The following is an 18739-nucleotide window of genomic DNA, read 5'->3' as shown; positions in this document are numbered from 1 at the left end:
ACTGTTGATCCGGCTTCGCCACCCTGCTCCCTGCAAGACCCGTTTTGAGGAGGGGAAAGAAGGATGCCGGTTCCGACCGACCGCATTGCCGTCACGATCCACGCCGCCGATCCGCTCAGCCGGGCCGGGGTGGTCAGCCATCTGCGGCACCAGCCGATCCTGGAGGTCGTGCCCCGATTAGCGGAGCGGGACGGACTCGCGCACGCCGCCGCCGTGGCCGTGGCCGTGGCCGTGGTGGTGATCGACCGGATCGACGAACAGTCGGTGGCCGAACTGCGCGGCATTCTGCGCAGCGGCGACCGGCGCGTGGTCCTCGTCGCCCGCGAGCTGCGTGAATCGGAGCTGCTCTCGGTGGTGGAGTACGGCGTACGGGCCATCGTCTGGCGGCACCAGGCGACGGAGGAGCAGCTGGTCACGGCCGTGTGTCAGGCAGCGCAGGGTGAATGCGTGCTCCCGCCGGACCTGATCGGCCGGGTGCTGGGACAGGTGAACCGGCTGCGCCGCTCGGAGCGGGCGGCGGCTTGTTCGGGCCCTGCCACCGCACCGCTGTTCGGTCTGACGCCGCGCGAGACGGACGTGCTGCGCCTCGTGGCCGACGGGCTGGACACCCGCCGGGTCGCCGAGAAGCTCGCCTACTCCGAACGGACCGTCAAGAACATCCTGCACGGCATGATGACCCGCCTCCAGCTCAGCAACCGCGCGCACGCGGTGGCCTACGCGCTCCGCGAGGGCTATATCTGAGGACTCGGACCGGACGGGGCGGTTCACGCGCCGCCGGGGGCGAGGCCCAGCCGGTGGCGGGCGAACTCCCGGACCAACGGGTGGTAGCGGTAGCGGCCCGAGTCCCCGGGTGCCAGCAGCCCGGAGTGGACGAGTTCCTCGACCGCGTCGGCCGCCTCGGGCTCGGAGGTGCCCAGTAGCCCGGCCGCCTCGGCCGTGCCGAACCCGTCGGGTGCCGCCGCGGTCGTGTGCAGGGCGCGGACCGCGGCCATCGGGAGCCCTTGGACGCGGCGGCGGAAGCCGTCCTCGACGGCCCGGCCCTCCGCCCGCAGCCGCGCGAGCATCCCGCCGCCGCTCCGCGAGGCCAGCGCCCCCGCCGACAGGCCCGGCTCTGCCCGCAGACGCCGCCCGGCCAGGTACAGTGCGAGCGGCAACCCGCCGCACCGGCGGGCGAGTTCGCGTAGTCCGGCCGGATCCTCGCGGGCCCGTCGCGCACCCGCGGCAGCACCCAGCAGTTGCAGTGCGCAGTCGTCGTCGAGTTCCGGAACCTCGATCGATCGCGCTCCCGGTACGACGAGGCCCCGCGAGGCCGCGCTCACCAGCACGGCACACCCCGGCGACCCGGGCAGCAGCGGCAGCAACGCTGCCGTGTCGCGTGCGTCGTCCAGCACGACGAGGACACGCCGCCCGGCGAGCAACGAACGGTAGAGCGCCGCCCCGGCCTCGGTCCCGTCCGGCACCGCCGCGTCGGGCACTCCCAGGGCGCGTACGAACGCGCCGAGCGGGGCGCCGCAGCCGGCGCCGAGACCGGCCCGCAGCACCCCGTCGGGGAAGCGGCCCCGAACCCCTTCGGCCACCCGGTCGGCGAGGGCGCTCTTCCCGATGCCCGGCGGCCCGGTGAGCACCGCGACGGGCACGCCGGCCGGGGTGCGGGAAAGGAGTTCGACGAGCCGGGCGGTCTCGGCGGCCCGGCCGACGAAGGGCAGCGCCGGGGCGAGGGGGGCGCCGACGGGCGGGGGCACCACGGGCGGGGCGTACGAGGTGCCCGCGGACAGGACGTACGAAGGACCTGCGGGCCGTGCCCGCCGGGAGTCCCCGCGGGCACCCCGGACACGGCCGGAGCCTCCTCGCAACCTGCGGTGCAGCGCCACCAGTTCGGGCCCGGGGGCCGCCCCCAGCTCCAGGCCGAGCGTCTCGCGGGTGGCCTCGTACGCGGCCAGGGCCTCACCGGTCCGACCCTCCCTGTGCAGGGCCCGGATGAGCAGCGCCTGGGCCCGCTCGCGCAGCGGGTGTTCCGCGGCGAAGGTGCGCAGGGCCGGGACGACCGCGGCGTCGCGGTCCAGCCCGAGCTCCAGTGCGTCGTGGAAGTGGTCCTCCCGGGCGGTCAGCCACCGTTCGGCGAGCCGCTCCCGTTGTGCCTCGGCGTACGGACCGGGCAGACCGGCCAGCGGATGCCCCGCCCAGAGCCCGAGGGTACGGCAACGGGTGCGGTACGCGTCCCGAGTGGCACCGGTCGCGCGCAGCCGGGCGGCATCGGCGAGCCCGCGTTCGAACTCGACGACGTCCACCACCGGGCGCAACAGCCGCAGGGCGTAGCCACCGGAGACGTGCACCAGGAGCCGGGCCGGGGCACGGGCCGGGCGCTCCGGTTCGAAGAGCACCCGCAGCCGGGACGCGTACGTCCGCAGGGTCCCCACGGCATGCGGCGGCGGGCGTTCCCCCCAGAGCGCGTCGCACAGTTCAGCGACTGGCACGGTCCGGCCCGCCCTCAGCAGGAGCACGGCGAGCAGCGCCCGTTGTTGGTTGGGGCCCAGGGCCAGTGGGGTCCCGTCGGCCGCCCGCGCGGTCATCGGGCCGAGCATCCGGAACCGGATCCCGTCCGCGGCGCCGCTCACGCCCTCACTCTGCGCCACGCACCTTCCCCACCCCTGGACACCGGCGAGGGGATACGTTACTTCGGTCGCTTCGCGCGGGCGGTTCGGGGCGGGTCCGGGCGGGCCCCGGTGCGCCCCGCAGCGGACGTCCGTCCGGCCGCCGGGAGGTCCGGCGGCCGGAGTGGCGTCGGGCGCGGGCGGCGCCCCGGGGGCGCCGGCGCCTTACGGCTTGCTGATCTCGCGCGTCAGCTTGGAGTGCCAGGGACACCAGGTGGACCTGGGCAGGAGGGCACCGCCCACCTCGCCGAGGTGGTCGTTGACGTAGGCGATGCTCGCGTCGCACACCTCCATGGCCATGCTGAAGAACTCCACCGAGTTCGGGGCGAGCTGGTACTTCCAGGGCTTGTTGTACGAGGCGGGGGTCTTGACGACCGTGCCCATGACACTGATGTTCTCCGTGTCCACGCCGTTGAGTATGTCGCGGGCCTGCTTGATCTTGGCGCGGTCGGTGAGCTGGAAGACGAAGGTGTCCGTGCCGTCGGTGAATTCGAAGTAGGCGGCCGACGCGGCGGTGGAAGCCGCTCCGGTGTCGCTGCTCTGGGCCGCCTGGGCGGGCGCGGCCAACGACAGGGCGAACATCGAAACCGCCGCGAGACTACCGGCCTTGGTGAGGGTACGTCGCATGCCTGGGACCTCCTGTGTCCGTCGGGTCGCGTCCACGACCCGTCTGCGGCGAACGTAGCCAGAAAGCCAAAGGAATGGTCTATTCCATCCCAAGGGTGCCCCAAAGGCTCCCCCTTGCGTGCCCCGATGATCTTCCCGGAGTGACCAAAAGGCTCCCTTCGTTGCTCGCAGACGGCCAGGGCGGGACCCGGCCGGATTCCGACCGGCCGTCAACGGGATGTGCCGGGTGGGCGGCAAGTACGCTCTGCCCGACGGATTTTGACTGACCACCAGCGAGCCGGACGGGCGAGGGGCGCACATGTGGGGACGGGGGACGGTCCTTGGGGACCGTTACACGCTGGCCGAGCGGATCGGCGGCGGCGGCATGGGCGAGGTCTGGCGCGCCGACGACGGCGTGCTCAGACGACAGGTCGCCGTGAAGGTCCTGCTTCCCGCCCTGCTCGACGACCTCGCGTTCGCCGCGCGCTTCCGCCGGGAGGCCACGGTCCTCGCCTCGCTCAGCCACCCGGGCATCGTCGACGTGCACGACTACGGCGAGAGCCGGATCGAATCCGGTGAGCAGGTCGCTTACATCGTCATGGAACTCGTCGAGGGCCGGCCGCTGAACGAGGTCCGCACCCAGGACGGACCGCTCACCGTCCAGCAGGCGCTCGACATCGCCGGGCAGGCACTCGACGCCCTGCACGCCGCACACCTGCAGGGCGTGACCCACCGCGACATCAAACCGTCGAACCTGATGCTGGGTGACGACGGCCGGGTGACGGTCACCGATTTCGGCATCGCCCGTTCCAGCACGGCCAGCACCGCGATCACCGACTCCCACGCGGTGCTCGGCACGGCCCTCTACATGGCCCCCGAGCAGGCGGAGGGCCTCGGCGCCATCGCGGCGTCCGATCTGTACTCCATGGGCGTGGTCTGCTACGAACTGCTGACCGGGGAACCGCCGTTCACCGGCGACTCGGTGGTCGAGATCGCGCTCAAGCACATCAGGGAGCCGGTGCCGGCCCTTCCCGCCGAATTCCCGGAGCCGGTGCGCGCCTTCGTCGCCCGGGCCTTGGCCAAGAAGCCCGAAGAGCGGTACGCCGACGCCTCGGTGATGGCGGCGGCAGCCCGGCGCGCGGCGGCCGGCCGGCCGCTCGGCGAGCTCGACGCGCCGGCGGGCCCGACCGCCGCCGGGGATGGTTCCGACCCGGTGGCGGTCGGTGAACCGCGGCGGCAGTGGTGGACGAAGCTACGCGTCCCCGCGAACGTCTTCGTGCCGGTCGCGGTCACGGTCACGGTCACGGCCACGGTGGCCGTCAACGTCTTCTACGTCGGTCCCTGGGCCCGGGATTCCGGGGCGCACGCGCCCGGGCACCAGCCGTCGGTGTCCGCGCCGGCGTCCGGCAACGGGAGCGGGGGCCCTGTCGCGTCCCCTTCGAGCAGCACGAAAGACCCCTCGGCCGCCGCATCGTCCCCGCCGCCGGGTGAGGCGTCGGGCGCGCAGGGCGGCGCGGGGAGCCCCGCGGGCGGCATCGGTGGCGCCGTGCCCGCACCGAACCCCCCGCAGGGCGCGGGCGGTTCGGGCAACGGCGGGAGCCAGAGCGGCGAGGTGCCGAGCGGCGCCGGCGCCGGGGGCGGCAGCGCGCCCGGCGGGAGCGCGACGCCCGGCGGATCGGGCAGCGGCGGGAACGCGCCACCGCAGGGCTGCGGCGGTACCGGCTGGGGCGCCATCACCAACGTGGGAGACGGGCTCAAGATCGGCCTGAGCACCAGCGGTCCCCAGGGCGGCGCCAAGGTGATCATGGGCGGGACCACGGCCTACGGCTGGGTGCACGAGAAGAGCCAGTACGACAGCCTCCGGGCGTGCGGCCCGGACGGTGCCGCGATGAGCCGGGCGCTGACCCAGTTCGGCGACACCGTTCGGGTCGAGCTCGCCGGCCCCTACAGCGGAGGGGTGTGGTGGAACCTGGAAAGGGCGCCGTCGACGGGGGCCTACTACATCAAGGACATCGCCTTCCAGGGCGGCTGCCTGACGGACAACGGCCCGGGCAACCAGCTGACGGTGGTCACCTGCTCCGGCAGCAAGAGCCAGCAATGGCGGATTCCGTGAGGCACGCCCACGGCGTCGGACGGTTCCCCGGCGGTAGCCGACATCCGGGCCGGCGTGCGCCGTACCGGGTCGGCCCGCCCCTCCCCACCCCGGTGGGCGCAGGGGTGGGCCGTCCGCTCGACGGCCCACCCCGGGCTCGGGAGTCACGGGATGCCCCGTACGGAGCCGCGCCGTGGGGGTGATCGCCGTGTCATCGCTCCTTTCGGAATGCCTTCCGTGTGAGACGCGCCGCCGCGTAACCCGTGATGACCGAGGTTGCCGCGAGGGCGATGCCGGACCACCCCAGCGGCTCGGTGTCCAGGAGCGACTGGAGGAACGGGGCGTACAGCGCCACGGCCGCCAAGAGGGCCGAGACGACCACCGATAGCGGTAGGAAGAGGTTCTCCCGGGTCAGGAGGCGGGCTCGGAGCCCCAGGGCCACGCCCAGCTGCGCCCCGAGCAGGGCGAGGAAGAGCACGCTCTGCCAGGGCAGTCCCCACGTGTGGGCGATGACGCCCACCGACAGGGAGCTGGCGGTGACGACGGCCGCGAGGACGAGCAGCCGCTGCCAGGCTCCCGCGCCCAGGATGTGCTGGCGCGCGGGGCGGGGCGGTCGGTGCATGGCGTCCGGGGCAACGGGCTCGGCGCCCATCGCCACGCCGGTCAGGCCGTGGGTCAGCAGGTTGATCCAGAGGATCTGTCCCGCCCGCAGCGGCAGGGGCAGCCCGACGAGGGGGCCGATCAGCATGACGAGGATCTCCGCCGCGCCGCCGGCCAGCCCGTAGACCAGGAACCGCCGGATGTTGTCGTAGACCCGACGGCCCTCCTCGACGGCGGCGACCACGGTCGAGAGTTCGTCGTCGGTCAGTACGAGATCGGCGGCCTGCCGCGCGACCTCCGTGCCCCGGGCCCCCATGGCGACACCGATGTCGGCCCGCCGCAGGGCCGGTCCGTCGTTGACGCCGTCGCCCGTCATCGCGGTGACCGCGCCGCGGGCCCGCCAGGCGGCGACGATGTCCAGCTTCTGCTGGGGGTCGGTCCTCGCGAACACCCGGACCTCGGTGAGGTCGCGGATCCTGCCCGCGAGCAGGTCCGGGCCGGTGGACACCTCGTCGCCGTCCTCCTCGCGCACGAGGCCCACCCGGGCGGCGATGGCACGGGCCGTCGCCGGGTGGTCCCCCGTGATGAGGACGGGCGTGATGCCCGCCTCGCGGCAGGCTTCGAGGGTGGCCGCGGCCGACGCCTTCGGAGGGTCGCTGATGGCGACGAGGCCCAACAGGCGCAGGCCCTTCTCCGCTGCCGTCATGCTGTCCGGCTGGCGGCTACGCTCGCTCGTGGCCACGGCGAGCACGCGGTATCCGCGGGCCGCCAGAAGGGCCGCCTGCTGCCGGGCGCCGTGCAGCAGGTCGTCGCCGTCGAGGAGGATCGCGGGGTCGAGCACCGTCTCGGGAGCGCCCTTGAGGCACACCAGGGCCTTGCCGGACGGTGTGCCGTGGACGGTGGTCATGCGCTTGCGCTGACTGTCGAAGGGTGCCTCCGCGGTCCGGGGGTGGGTATGGCGCAGGTCGCTCTGGTCGGCGCATCCCGCCTTGGCTGCCGCCGCCAACAGGGCGGCTTCCATGGGGTCGCCCACGGCGGTCCACCGGTCCGCACCGGTGGCTCGCCGGCCGGGCGGCTTCAGGCTGGCGTCATTGCACAGGGCCGCGGCGGTCAGCAGTTCCCGTACGGGTTCGAGTTCCTCAGCGGTCAGCGGTCGGCCGTCCCTGCGGATGTCCCCGTGCGGCTCGTAGCCGACCCCGAAGAAATCCGCTTCGACCCGGGGCGTCCACACGTGTTGGACGACCATGCGGCCTTCGGTGAGCGTGCCGGTCTTGTCGGTGGCGAGGACGCTGACGGAGCCGAGCGTCTCCACCGCCGGTAGCCGCCGGACCAGGGCGTGCCGGGCGGCCATACGGCTCGCCCCGAGGGCCAGGGCGAGGGTGACCACGGCGGGCAGCGACTCCGGGACCGCGGCCACCGCGAGGCTGATGGCGGTGACGGCCATGGTTCCGGCCGGCAGCCCGCGCACGAGGCCGAGCGCGAAGAACGCCACGCACAGCCCGACGGTGACCACGGCGAGGATGCGACCGAGGGAGGCGAGACGGCGTTGCAGCGGTGTCGGCTCACGGCCGCCTTCGAGCAGGGCCGCGATCTTGCCGAGGGCGCTGGCATCGCCGGTGGCGGTGACCGTGGCGACGCCCCTTCCCCGCGCCACGACGGTTCCCGCGCTCAGGGAAGCGTCCGCTGCCTTGTCCACCGGGACGGACTCGCCGGTCAGCATCGACTCGTCCACCAGTAGGGCGGAGGCCTCCGTGAGCTGCGCGTCCGCCGCGACGATGTCGCCCTCCCCGAGCAACAGCACGTCGCCCGGCACCACCAGGGTGGAGGTCAGTTCCCGCGCCGCGCCGTCCCGCAGGACCCGGGCGGCCGGTGCCGACATCGCCGAGAGCGCGGCCACGGCATGGTCCGCGCGGATCTCCTGGGCCACGCCCACGGTGGTGTTGACGACGATGACCAGGCCGATGACCACGGCGTCCGCATGGTCCCCGATGACGAGCGTCAGCACGACCGCGCCGAGGAGCACCATGATCAGGGGATCTCGGAGCTGGGCCAGCACCCGCGCGTATATGGGTACGGGTTTGGCGGGGGCCACCTCGTTGCGCCCGCATTCGGCGAGTCGGCGCTCTGCTTCGGCCTCCGTCAGTCCGACCCGGGCCGGGACGGACGCGAGCGCGTCCTCGGCGGCGGGGCCGGGCACGGCCGCCGTCACCGGCCGGGGACGGTGACGACCGGGCAGTGCGCCCGGTGGAGCAGGCCGTGGGCGACGGAGCCGAGGTGCATTCCGCTGTATCCGCCCCGTCCGCGGCGCCCCACGACCACTGCCAGAGCGTGCTCGCCGGCCTTCGCCAGCTCCTCCACGGGGTGCCCGATGGGGATCTCGTGCTTGAGCACGACGTCCGGGTACTTCTCCTGCCGGCCCGCCGTCGTCTCGGCCAGCATCCGTCGTTGGGCCTGGAGGGCGACCTCCTCGTCGTGGAGCAGGAAGACCGGTGGTTGCCAGACCGAAATGGCGTGCAGCTCCGCTCCGCGGAGGTCGGCTTCCTCGTAGGCGAAGTCGAGGGCGACCTTGGACGGTTCGCTGCCGTCGATGCCGACGACCACGTACGGCGGCTCCTGGGTGGTGTGTTCGGCGTCGCCGACGACCACCACCGGGCACGTGGCCTGGGCGGCAACGGGGACCACCTGGGATCCGGCGCTGAAGAACTCCGCCGTCCGGCTCAGGTGACGGGATCCGAGCACGACCATGCCGGCCTCCAGCGACAGCGAGCCGAGCACGGCGGAGGGGTAGCCTCCGAGGAGATCGGTGGACACGGCGAGCTCCGGATGGCGGTCCCGGGCCCAGCTCAGGCCGGCTCCCAGCGCTTCCGTTCCGGCCTGACGCAGGGCGCGCTGACGCGGCGCGTCGTCGCCGTGCCGGCGGTCGTGCGGGGGCGGCACGGCCACGACGAGGCGGAGGGCGAGCCGCCGTCGCTGGGCCTCGTCGGCCGCCCAGGCCAGGGGCAACCGCCAGTCCCTGGCCGGGTCGAGGCCGATGACGAGTTCACGGCGTGCGCCCGCTGCCCCGCTCACGACTCGCTCCCCGACTCGTGACCGTACCGGGGCACCAGGAGTACGGGGCAGTGCGCGTGGTGGATGAGGCTGTGGGTCGCCCGCCCCAGGGTGGGCCCGATGTAGCCGGGCGAGCGGCGCCCGCCCATGACCAGCAGGTCCGCGTGGTGCGAGGCCTCGACCAGGACCGCGGGCACCGAGATGCTCTTCTCCGCGTCCGCCTCCACGGTGAGGTCCGGGAATTCGTCGCGGATCTGCTGCGAGACGGCCTTCAGCCGCTGGACGTGCCGGCCAGCGATCTCCTCCATGTCGTCGAGCGTGGTCGTGACCGTCCCGACCGTCTCCAGCACGTTCCACACGTGCAGCAGCCGCAGCGACGCCTTGCGCAACTCGGCCTCCCGCGCGGCGTACCGTGCGCAGTCGAAATCGCGCTCGTCGCGGATGCCCACGAGGACCACGCCGGTCTCGGTCGCCTCCTCGGTACCCCGCACCACGATCACGGGGGTCCTGGCACCGGCTGCCGACCTGAGGCCGACCGAACCCAGCACGAGGGAGTGGAACCCGCCCATGCCGCGGTTTCCGACCACGATCGTGCCGTGCGTCCCGGCGGCCTTGCGCAGGCTGGTCACCGGGTCGCTGCCGCTGAACTCCGTCGTGACGAGCACTCCGGGGTACTCGGCCGACACCGCCTCGGCGGTGCTCCGCAGGATTTCCCGGCCAACTTCCCGGATGCCTTCGACGCCGGGCACCGAGAGGTACAGGCTGCGGCTGTCCGTATCGGCCGCATGGACGATGTGCAGCGGTCGCTCGCGCCGGGCGGCCTCCGCGGCGGCCCACAACGCGGCCCGATGTGCGGGTGGAGACCCGTCGACCCCGACGACGACCGAACTGACATCCGGGTTGCGGATGGTCCCTTCCATGGTTCCTCCTGGCCGAGCCGGTACGGACAGCTACCACGCTGCCACGGGGCCACCGACGGTGAGAGGGCCGCCCAGGGCTCCGTCGGGGGCCGAAGGTCCCCTCGCCCTCGGGCGCGCCCTCTGCTCCGGGGTGACCTGACGAGCGCGGACGGGAGCGTCCGCCGCGGTTCCTGCCGCCTCCTTCCAGGATGTCGTGGATCTGCTCGTACAGCACGACATCGGCGGACCGCGCGTGATGGACGGGACGGTGGACGGGACGGGAGGACGGACCGGGTCGGGGACGGTCGGCCCCACGCGGGGACGTACGACCCCTGCTGCCCCGCCGGTATCGGCAGAACCCTGGAGCAGAACCCTGGACACGTGCCGCGCCGCGCGGCGGAGGAGGCTCCTGCCATGAACCACCACGTGACCGTCGGCGTCGACGGTTCCCCCGAGAGCCGGACCGCAGCACGCTGGGGTGCGCGGGAGGCCGCCCTGCGCAGCGTGCCGCTGCGCCTGGTCCATGCCGTCGACTGGCCCGTGAGCCCGGCGATGCCCCGGCCGGACCGTGCGGCCGCCGACCGCTGGGCGGACGAAGTGCTCGCCGAGGCGGCCCAGGAGCTGCGGCTGCTGCATCCGAAACTGGACCTCACCACGCGGTGCCTGTCCGGCCGGCCCGCGGCCGCCCTGGCGGCCGAGGCCCTCGACGCCGGACTGCTGGTCCTGGGTTCTCGGGGCCTCGGCGGCCTGACGGGCTTCCTCGTCGGCTCGGTCGGCATGTCAACCCTGGCAGCCACCGAGACGCCCGCGGTCCTCGTGCGCAACGCGCCCGATCCGTACGGGCCGGGCCCGGACGCTTCCGGTGAGGTCGTCGTCGGCGTCGACATCCACGAAGCCGCCGACCGCGTGCTCGCCTTCGCCTTCGAGGAGGCCTCACGCCACGACCGTGCGCTGCGCGCCGTCCACGGGTGGCAGCTCCCGGCCACCTACGCGTACGCCTCGTTCGACCCCGACGACGTACGGGAGATCGGCGCGAGCGTCACGCAGATGCTCGACGACATGCTCCTGCCGTGGCGCCGCAAGTTCCCCGAAGTGAGCGTCACGACGCAGGCCCTCATGGGTTCTGCGGGCCGTCAGCTGGTGCAGGCGGCGACCGGTGCGGACCTCGTGGTCGTGGGACGGCGCGTGCGCCGCTCACCCCTGGGCGCACACCTGGGTGCGGTGGCACACGCGGTCCTGCACCACTCGGCCGTTCCGGTCGCGGTGGTCGCACACGACTGAGAACGTGGAGCTTCCGCCCTTGCACGGTGATGACGAGGCCGGCGCCGGGGCCCGCGGCCGGGCCGGACAGTCCCGCCCGGCCCCAAACGGCCCTACCCCTCCCGGGCACCGGCACCCAGGCTCGGAGATACCGATTCAGTGTCCTGGAGGAGTCATGAAGCACCTGCGCACGGTCGACGACGTGATGACGCACGCGGTCATCTCCATCGACCGCAGAGCGCCGTTCAAGGACATCGTGGAAACGATGCGGCAGTGGCGCATCAGTGCCCTTCCCGTCCTGGCCGAGGACGGGAAGGTCGTAGGGGTGGTCTCCGAAGCGGACCTGCTGCTGAAGGCGGAGGGCGCCGACGAGTCCCGCGCGGTGACCGCGGGCCAGCTGATGACCGTACCCGCCGTGACCGTGGCCAAGGACGCCTCCATCGCCGGCGCCGCCCGCCTCATGGCACGCAGCCACCTCAAGCGGCTCCCGGTCGTCGATGCCGACGACCACCTGGTCGGCGTCGTCAGCCGGGGTGATCTCCTGAAGATCTACCTCCGGCCCGACGAGGACATCGCGGCCGAACTACGCGAGCTGATCATGGCGCACCTGATGCCGGCCGGCTCGTCGCTCGTGCGCGTCTACGTGTCCAACGGCATCGTTTACCTCGACGGCTCCGTCCCCGACCCCACGCTCCAGGACATGTTGGTGCGCGTGGCGCGCACCGTGCCGGGCGTCGTGGACGTCACGGCCCGGCTGGACGCCGAAGTCTCCGCATGACGGTGGGCGCGGTCAATCGGCTCACACAACAGCACAACGACATGTCGTTCGACCCACGAGACGTCACAGGACGGTAGGAGTAAACGGTGAGACATCGCGAACTAGGCGAGCTGATGACCCGCGAGGTCGTCACCGTCCCCGGAAATGCGGGCTTCAAGGACGTCGTCCGCGCACTCGCCGACCATCAGGTGTCGGCCGTGGCGGTGGTCGACCCCGCCGGCCATCCCCTCGGCGTCGTATCGGAGGGAGACCTCCTGCCGAAGTCGGCCGACCAGGGGGACTTCCTGCGGTCCCTGGCCGCGCCCGAGGCCCGGGAGCGGGACAAGGCGGAGAGCACCCGGGCCGAGGAACTGATGTCGGCTCCCCCCGTGTGCGCCAGGCCCGACTGGACCGTGGCCGAGGCCGCCCGGCTGATGGAGGCACAGGACGTCAAACGGCTGTTGGTCGTCGACGACTCGGACCGACTGGTGGGCATCGTCAGCCGGCGCGACCTCCTGAAGATCTTCTTGCGCGACGACGACACCATCCGCCACGAGATCACCGGCGACGTACTCGATCTCACCCTGCACCAGGACCCCGGCGCCGTCACCGTCGAAGTGACCGACGGCCGGGTCGAACTGCGCGGCACGGTGCAGTTCAAGAGCCTGATCCCGGTGATCGAACGGATGTGTCGCGGCGTCGACGGAGTGGTCCACGTGGCGCAGCACCTCGGCTACGCCGTCGACGACGACGTGGCCGTCCACTGACCTGCGACCGCCGCGGGATCCCGGCGCCCGCGGCAGGTCAGCGGTGCCCTGGGGTCAGCCGGGTCACCAATCGAACGGGCCGGCGCCACGCGGGTGCACATGGGCCGGACGGTCCCCCGCGAAGGCCTGTCGGGCCAGGACCGTCCGCCGCCCCGGGTGGGATCGTTGAAGGGCCGATCCCTGCCGAAAGGAGGGGTGCCGCCATGACACGGACACCCCCGGGAGCCACGCCCTCGTCCTCCCGCCCCGCCCTGCTGCGCTTCCTGGGCGGCGTGCGGACGGTCACCGGTAGCAAGTTCCTGGTTGAGAGCGATCACGCCCGGATCCTCGTCGACTGCGGGCTCTTCCAGGGTTTCGCGGACCTGCGCCGCCGCAACTGGGCCAAGCTGCCCTGCGACGCCTCCGACATCCACGCCGTCGTGATCACCCACGCCCACCTCGACCACTGCGGCTACCTGCCGCGCCTGGTGCGGCACGGCTTCCGCGGCCCCATCCTGACCAGCACCCCCACCGCCCGCCTCGCCGAAATCGTCCTGCGCGACAGCGCCAAGCTCCAGATGGAGGCGGCCCAACACGCCAACGAACACGGCTGGTCCAAGCACCACCCCGCAGCGCCGCTCTACGACGACGAGGACGTCGACCAGACGGTGAAGTTCTTCGACCCCGTGGACGTGGGCAGCGAGGTCGAGATCATGGGCGGGACCCTCCTGAAGCTCCACCACGGCGGCCACATCCTCGGCTCGGCCTGGGCCCACCTCACGTTGGAGGACGGCCACACCCTCGCCGTCAGCGGCGACCTCGGCCGCCCCGGCCACCCGCTCCTGCTACCGCCGGAGCCCTTCTCCGGCGCCGACGTCCTCCTCATGGAGTCCACGTACGGCGACCGGCGTCACGACACGGACACGGCGCGGGCCGAATTCGCCGCCGTGGTCACCCGGACCCTGGCACGCGGCGGCACCGTCGTCATCCCGGCCTTCGCGATCGACCGTACCGAAGTCGTCCTGCACGAGCTCGCCGCCCTGCGCCGCGACGGCACCCTGCCCCGCCATGTCCCCGTCTACGTGGACAGCCCGATGGCCCTCGCCGCCCTCCAGGTGTACCGCGACGCCCTGCGCGGCCGCTCGCCCGAACTGCGGCCCGAGGCCCTGGCCCAGGGGGAGGCTGCGATCAGCCCGGAACCCTTCCTGGCCGCACGCAGCGTCGAGGAATCCATCGAGATCAACAACACCAGCGGCCCGGCCGTCATCGTGTCCTCGGCCGGCATGGCCACTGGTGGACGCGTCCTGCACCACCTGCACCGGACCCTGCCCGACTCCCGCAACGCGGTCGTCATCGTCGGGTTCGCCGCCGCCGGTACCCGGGCCCGCGACCTGGTCGACGGCGCCCGCACGCTCAAGATGTTCGGCGAGTACATCCCCGTACGCGCCGAAGTGGCCGACGTACCGCACTTCTCCGCCCACGCCGACGCCGACCAGATCATCGACTGGCTGCGCGGTGCCCCTGCCCCGCACACCACCTACCTCGTCCACGGCGAGGAATCAGCAGCCGAGACCCTCCGCGACCGCCTCGACCGCGAACTGGGTTGGACCGCCGTCGTCCCTCGCTCCGGAGAGGGCGTCCTGGTCCGCTGACCCGGCCGAAGAGCAACCCCCGCGGTCCCCGCCCACATCGAGGACGTGCCATGACCTCCACCCCGTACACCGTCAGCGACGTCATGACGACGAAGGTCGTCGCCGTCACCCCCACCGCGCAGTTCAAGGAGATCGCCGCCGCCATGGCACAGTGGAAGGTCACCGCCCTTCCCGTCGTCGAAGGAGAGGGCCGCGTCGTCGGCGTGGTTTCCGAAGCCGACCTCCTCCCCAAGGAGGAGTTCCACGCGCACCGGCCCGGCATGATCGAGCAGATGCGCCGCCTCGGTGCCACCGCAAAGGCCGGTTCGATGCAGGCCGACGAGCTGATGACGGCTCCGGCCGTCACCGTCCACGCGGACGCCACGCTCCCCCAGGCGGCCCGGCTGATGGCCGACCGCCGCATCAAACGCCTCCCGGTCGTCGACGCCGACGGAGCGCTCAAGGGCATCGTCAGCCGCGCGGACCTCCTCAAGGTCTTCCTCCGGCCCGATGACGAACTCGCGGAGGAGATCCGGCGCGAGGTGGTCCGTCGCCTCTTCCCCCTCTCCCACAGCGAGGTCGAGGTCGAGGTCAGCCACGGTGTGGCCACGCTGACCGGGCGGGTCCGCGACGGCGACCTGATTCCGGTGGCCGCACGCCTGGCCCGGGCCGTGGAAGGCGTCGTCAGCGTGCACTGTCTCCTGGTGGGCGAGCCCCCCTCGTGATGGGACGGCTCCCCCCTCGGGCGTTGCGGCGACCGGGGCGCCGCCGGCCCGATCCGGTCCGAGGAGGTGTCTCCGCATGCGCCGCTCTGCGGCTGGAGGCATGCTCGAAGGGAGAATCGTCCGCGTCGGTCGCATCCGGCCCGTTCGCTGCCGGTGGCCGAGGGCGCGAGAGGAGCGTCAGGCATTCCGCTCACGCGTGTTCGACCCTGATACCAGCCCTACGACGCGGAGGCAGCCGCCATGGAGCCAGCCCTCGTCCCGGCCGCGGTCCGTTCCCAACCCGCCGTGACACGACGATGAGCGTCTCGGAGTCGATGAGTTCACCGGCCGTGGCCGTCCCCGACCGCACCTCGATCGGTGAGGTGGCCCGGCAGATGGACGACTACGGGGTGGGCTCCGTGCTCGTCACGGCAGGAGGGGCACTGCGGGGCATCGTCACGGATCGCGACCTCGCCGTCCGGGTGCTGACCCGGGGGTTGGACGCCGACCAGTCGGTGGACACGGTGATGACGTCACCCGTGATCACGGTCGACGCGACCACCGATATCCGTGAGGCCTACCGGATCTTCAGGACCTCCGGTGTCCGTCGCCTGCCCGTTCTGGAGGGGCATCGTGTGGTGGGCATGTTGACCGTGGACGACATGCTGATGGACGTGTTCCAGCGCGTGGCCGATCTCCTGGGCCCGGTGGCCTGGAGCGTCCTTGAGGAACCGCCCGGACCTCCTTCGACCGCCCCGCCCCCGCATGATCGTGAGACGTGACGTGATGCCGGGACGGACGGCCGCGGTGGCCGCACGCGCCGGGCAAGATCCACCAACCGTCGGCCCGACCGGCCGGCGCGGTGGAAGTGGCCGCAGTGACCGAAGCGGTCGAAGCGGTCGGTCCTCCGGGCGATCCCGGAGGGTGGAAGGACTCCACAGTGAGGGGCGATGCGTCATGGCCTGGGCTTCGTGGACCACGACCGGCGTGTTCGCCGGCCGCGGCGGAGTGCGTACGGACGAGGCCGGGATCCTCAACGGGGATCTGACGGTCCACACCACCTGGTCGGGCCAGGAGGCCCATGTCGCGGTGCAGTACAGCGGGGGCTCGGACTGGTTCACGGTCACCGGCAGTCCCACGGAGTGTGCCTCGGAGGAGGCCAGCCGCTACCTGCACCAGGCCGTGGTGGACGCCGTGCGCAACGGCGGGGCGGCCACGGTCCCGCGGCACACGGCCCCTCCCGGGGTCCTTTGACGCCCTCGTACGCGGGTGCTGCGCGACCGCCGGAGTGACATCGGCCCTCGTTCGGGTCGCCGGGCCGGGCCCCGTCCTGCTCGCGCTCCTATCGTGGGCAGCCACACCACGGCGTTGAGGCGGGGACAGCATGACGGAACCGGCAGTCGACTACGAGGCGGTCTACCAGGCCCTGCCCGGCATGGTGGCACTGCTGACCCCGACGCTGGTCTTCGCCGACGCGAACAACGAGTACCTCCGCACGGCGAACCGTACCCGTGAACAGGTGGTGGGCCACCACCTGTTCGAGGTCTTCCCCGACAACCCCAACGACCCGGGTGCGACCGGTGTGCGCAACCTCGCGGCCTCGCTCCGCCGCGTCCTGGACAGTGGGGAGCGCGACACCATGGCGGTGCAGCGCTACGACGTCGAGTCGCCGGACCGGCCCGGCGAATGGGAGGAGCGTTTCTGGAGTCCGGTGAACGCCCCGGTCATCGGGGCGGACGGCAGCGTCGTCCTCGTGGTCCACCGGGTGGAGGAGGTCACCGAACTCATCCGGGCCCGTGGAGGCGCCTCCGGCACCGGCGCCAGTGGACAGGGCCGGGTACTGGAGGCCGAGCTCTACGCCCGGGCCCGCGAGCTACAGGAACTCAACGAACGTCTGCGCCGGGCCCACTCCCGCGAGCGCGAAGTGGCCCTGACCCTCCAGGAGGCGATGCTGCCCGCCCCGACGCCGCTCACCCGGTACCGGGCGGCCGTGCGCTACCGTCCCGCCACGGGCGCGCTGAACGTCTGCGGCGACTGGTACGACCTGGTCGAACTGCCCGATGACCGCATCAGCGTGGCCGTCGGCGACGTCGTCGGCCACGGCCTGGCCGCCGCGTGTGTCATGGGCCAGCTGCGCAGCGCATTGAGCGCAGCGGCCCGGGTCCTCGACGGACCCGCCCAGACGCTCGAAGTCCTCGGGCTGTACGCCCGCTCCGTCGACGGCGCCGAATCCACCACCGCGGTGCAGGCCGTCGTCGACTCCCGTGCCCACACCATCACCTACAGCAGTGCCGGGCATCCTCCGCCGGCCCTCCTGCGGACGGACGGCACCGTCGAGTTCCTCGACCAGGCCACCGACACCCCGCTGGGCGCCCGTCCCGAGCCCGCACCCCGACCACAGGCCACGACCGCCTTCCGTCCGGGCTCCACCCTGGTCCTGTACACCGACGGGCTGATCGAACGCCGCCGCGAGGACATCGACACGGGACTGGCCCGACTGGCCGACTCCCTCGTCCGTCATCAGGCGGCCGATCCCGAGACCCTCGCCGACGCCCTCCTCCTCGAACTGCTCCCGCCCGGCGGCGTCACCGACGACACCGCCCTCGTGGTCGTCCGGTTGTGACGCCACCGGGAGGCCGGCAGCCGTACGCACCTTGGAGCGCCGAGTGCAGATGAACAGCGGCCCGTCCGGCGTCCCCGCTCTCCCACCGGACGCTCCCGGCGACAACGGGCCCGCCGTCTCCCGCCGGGAATTCGACGTGCTCTTCGAGTCGGTCCGTACGTGGGGACGCTGGGCCGCGGCCGACCGCGGTGCCTGGAACAGGGTGACGCCGGGCCACGTGCAGCGGGCCAGCGCGTTCGTCCGGTCCGGGACGGTCGTACCGATGGGGCTGCCCTGGAACACCCGGACCGGACCGGACAATGCGAAGCCGGCGTTGCACTACATGTCCGACCTCGGCGACGTGGCGGCCGAGGAGCCCTCCGCCTACAAGGACTTCATCGCAGCCGACTACCACGGCAAGGGCGTGAGCCACCTCGACGCACTCTCGCACATCGCTTACCGGGGGCAGCTCTACGACGGCCGCGCAGCGCACGCGGCCGTCGATTCCGGGGGCGCCCGTTTCGGCGCGGTGGCGGCGCTCGGCCCCCTCGTCACGAGGGGCGTGCTCCTCGATCTGCCCGCGGCGCTCGGCGTCGCGTGGCTGGAGCCCGGACGTGCGGTGCACCCGGGGGACGTCGCCGCTGCGGAGAAGGCACTCGGGGTGACGATCGGAGACGGCGATGCGGTGTTGCTGCGCACCGGCCGCTTCCGCCGTCGTCGGGACCTCGGCCCCTGGAACGCCGACGAGGCGAGCGCGGGCTGGCACGTGGACGCCGTGCCCCTGCTGGCCGAGCGTGCCGTCGCCCTGCTCGGCGCCGACGGGGACAGTGACGTGCGGCCGTCGCCGGTGGAGGGCGTGCACTCCCCCGTCCACGCGCTCGCCATCACCGCGATGGGAGTGCCGCTGCTGGACAACCTCGACCTCGAACCGCTCTCCGCCGCCTGCGCCGAGGCGGGCCGTTACGCGTTCATGCTCGTCGTGGCGCCGCTGAACGTCCCCGGCGGGACCGGCTCCCCCGTGAACCCGGTCGCGGTCCTGTGACGGCCGGCCCGGCAACCACACCTCTCGACGTTCCGCAATCGAACGATCACCCTTTGTGGTGACGAAACCCCTCCCAAGGGTGAGGAATATAATCAAATAGT

The 18739-nt window shown here is 72.7% G+C and carries 16 protein-coding genes; 11 read left to right on the top strand and 5 right to left on the bottom strand.

The features are described from left to right. The first annotated feature begins 63 nt into the window (after positions 1-63). A complete protein-coding gene (locus ABZZ20_RS21415) occupies positions 64-741 on the top strand; it encodes a response regulator transcription factor (protein WP_356871790.1) in 678 nt (225 codons plus the stop codon). A 23-nt stretch (positions 742-764) separates the two neighbouring features. Here the strand turns inward: ABZZ20_RS21415 and ABZZ20_RS21410 are convergent, their stop codons facing one another. Continuing rightward, on the bottom strand, positions 765-2615 hold the full coding sequence (locus ABZZ20_RS21410; RefSeq protein WP_356871788.1) for a BTAD domain-containing putative transcriptional regulator: 1851 nt from the start codon (positions 2613-2615) through the stop codon (positions 765-767). Positions 2616-2816: 201 nt separating this feature from the next. Next, the gene (locus ABZZ20_RS21405) at positions 2817-3278 is read right to left on the bottom strand and encodes a calmodulin-binding protein (RefSeq protein ID WP_356871786.1); all 462 of its coding nucleotides are present in this window, start codon (positions 3276-3278) and stop codon (positions 2817-2819) included. Positions 3279-3576: 298 nt separating this feature from the next. On the opposite strand from ABZZ20_RS21405, the gene ABZZ20_RS21400 reads away from it, so the two are divergent. Continuing rightward, a complete protein-coding gene (locus ABZZ20_RS21400) occupies positions 3577-5370 on the top strand; it encodes a serine/threonine-protein kinase (protein WP_356871784.1) in 1794 nt (597 codons plus the stop codon). 190 nt (positions 5371-5560) lie between these two features. On the opposite strand, the gene ABZZ20_RS21395 is transcribed toward ABZZ20_RS21400, so the two are convergent. The 3 genes from ABZZ20_RS21395 to ABZZ20_RS21385 are packed head-to-tail and all read right to left on the bottom strand — an operon-like array spanning position 5561 to position 9917. Continuing rightward, positions 5561-8158: a cation-translocating P-type ATPase gene (locus ABZZ20_RS21395; RefSeq protein WP_356871782.1), complete on the bottom strand. Its 2598-nt coding sequence runs from the start codon at positions 8156-8158 to the stop codon at positions 5561-5563. Further along, the gene (locus ABZZ20_RS21390) at positions 8155-9018 is read right to left on the bottom strand and encodes a universal stress protein (protein ID WP_356871780.1); all 864 of its coding nucleotides are present in this window, start codon (positions 9016-9018) and stop codon (positions 8155-8157) included. The genes ABZZ20_RS21395 and ABZZ20_RS21390 overlap by 4 nt, the downstream gene beginning before the upstream one ends. Beyond that, a complete protein-coding gene (locus ABZZ20_RS21385) occupies positions 9015-9917 on the bottom strand; it encodes a universal stress protein (protein WP_356871778.1) in 903 nt (300 codons plus the stop codon). The genes ABZZ20_RS21390 and ABZZ20_RS21385 overlap by 4 nt, the downstream gene beginning before the upstream one ends. Before the next feature lie 393 nt (positions 9918-10310). On the opposite strand from ABZZ20_RS21385, the gene ABZZ20_RS21380 reads away from it, so the two are divergent. From ABZZ20_RS21380 to ABZZ20_RS21340, 9 genes are all read left to right on the top strand, one after another. Further along, on the top strand, positions 10311-11177 hold the full coding sequence (locus ABZZ20_RS21380) for a universal stress protein (RefSeq protein WP_356871776.1): 867 nt from the start codon (positions 10311-10313) through the stop codon (positions 11175-11177). A gap of 154 nt (positions 11178-11331) precedes the next feature. Then, positions 11332-11934 carry a CBS domain-containing protein gene (locus ABZZ20_RS21375; protein WP_356871774.1) on the top strand — a complete coding sequence of 201 codons (603 nt, stop codon included), beginning with the start codon at positions 11332-11334 and terminating at the stop codon, positions 11932-11934. Between the two features lie 86 nt (positions 11935-12020). Then, positions 12021-12680 carry a CBS domain-containing protein gene (locus tag ABZZ20_RS21370; RefSeq protein ID WP_356871772.1) on the top strand — a complete coding sequence of 220 codons (660 nt, stop codon included), beginning with the start codon at positions 12021-12023 and terminating at the stop codon, positions 12678-12680. A 203-nt stretch (positions 12681-12883) separates the two neighbouring features. Then, positions 12884-14311 (top strand): MBL fold metallo-hydrolase, encoded by a 1428-nt coding sequence (locus ABZZ20_RS21365; protein ID WP_356871770.1) that lies wholly within the window; start codon positions 12884-12886, stop codon positions 14309-14311. 50 nt (positions 14312-14361) lie between these two features. Further along, a complete protein-coding gene (locus tag ABZZ20_RS21360) occupies positions 14362-15015 on the top strand; it encodes a CBS domain-containing protein (protein WP_356871769.1) in 654 nt (217 codons plus the stop codon). Positions 15016-15329: 314 nt separating this feature from the next. After that, the gene (locus ABZZ20_RS21355) at positions 15330-15776 is read left to right on the top strand and encodes a CBS domain-containing protein (RefSeq protein ID WP_356871767.1); all 447 of its coding nucleotides are present in this window, start codon (positions 15330-15332) and stop codon (positions 15774-15776) included. A gap of 175 nt (positions 15777-15951) precedes the next feature. Beyond that, a complete protein-coding gene (locus ABZZ20_RS21350) occupies positions 15952-16248 on the top strand; it encodes a hypothetical protein (protein WP_356871765.1) in 297 nt (98 codons plus the stop codon). A 130-nt stretch (positions 16249-16378) separates the two neighbouring features. Next, positions 16379-17617, top strand: coding sequence for a SpoIIE family protein phosphatase (locus ABZZ20_RS21345; protein WP_356871763.1), 1239 nt, complete (start codon positions 16379-16381; stop codon positions 17615-17617). 49 nt (positions 17618-17666) lie between these two features. Then, positions 17667-18638, top strand: coding sequence for a cyclase family protein (locus ABZZ20_RS21340; protein WP_356871876.1), 972 nt, complete (start codon positions 17667-17669; stop codon positions 18636-18638). The last annotated feature ends 101 nt before the right edge of the window (positions 18639-18739 follow it).

The sequence above is a fragment of the Streptomyces sp. NPDC006430 genome, from assembly GCF_040612395.1.
In the GTDB taxonomy this organism is placed as follows: domain Bacteria; phylum Actinomycetota; class Actinomycetes; order Streptomycetales; family Streptomycetaceae; genus Streptomyces.
The sequence above is the reverse complement of the archived record's forward strand: the minus strand, read 5'-3'. Positions and strand labels throughout refer to the sequence as shown.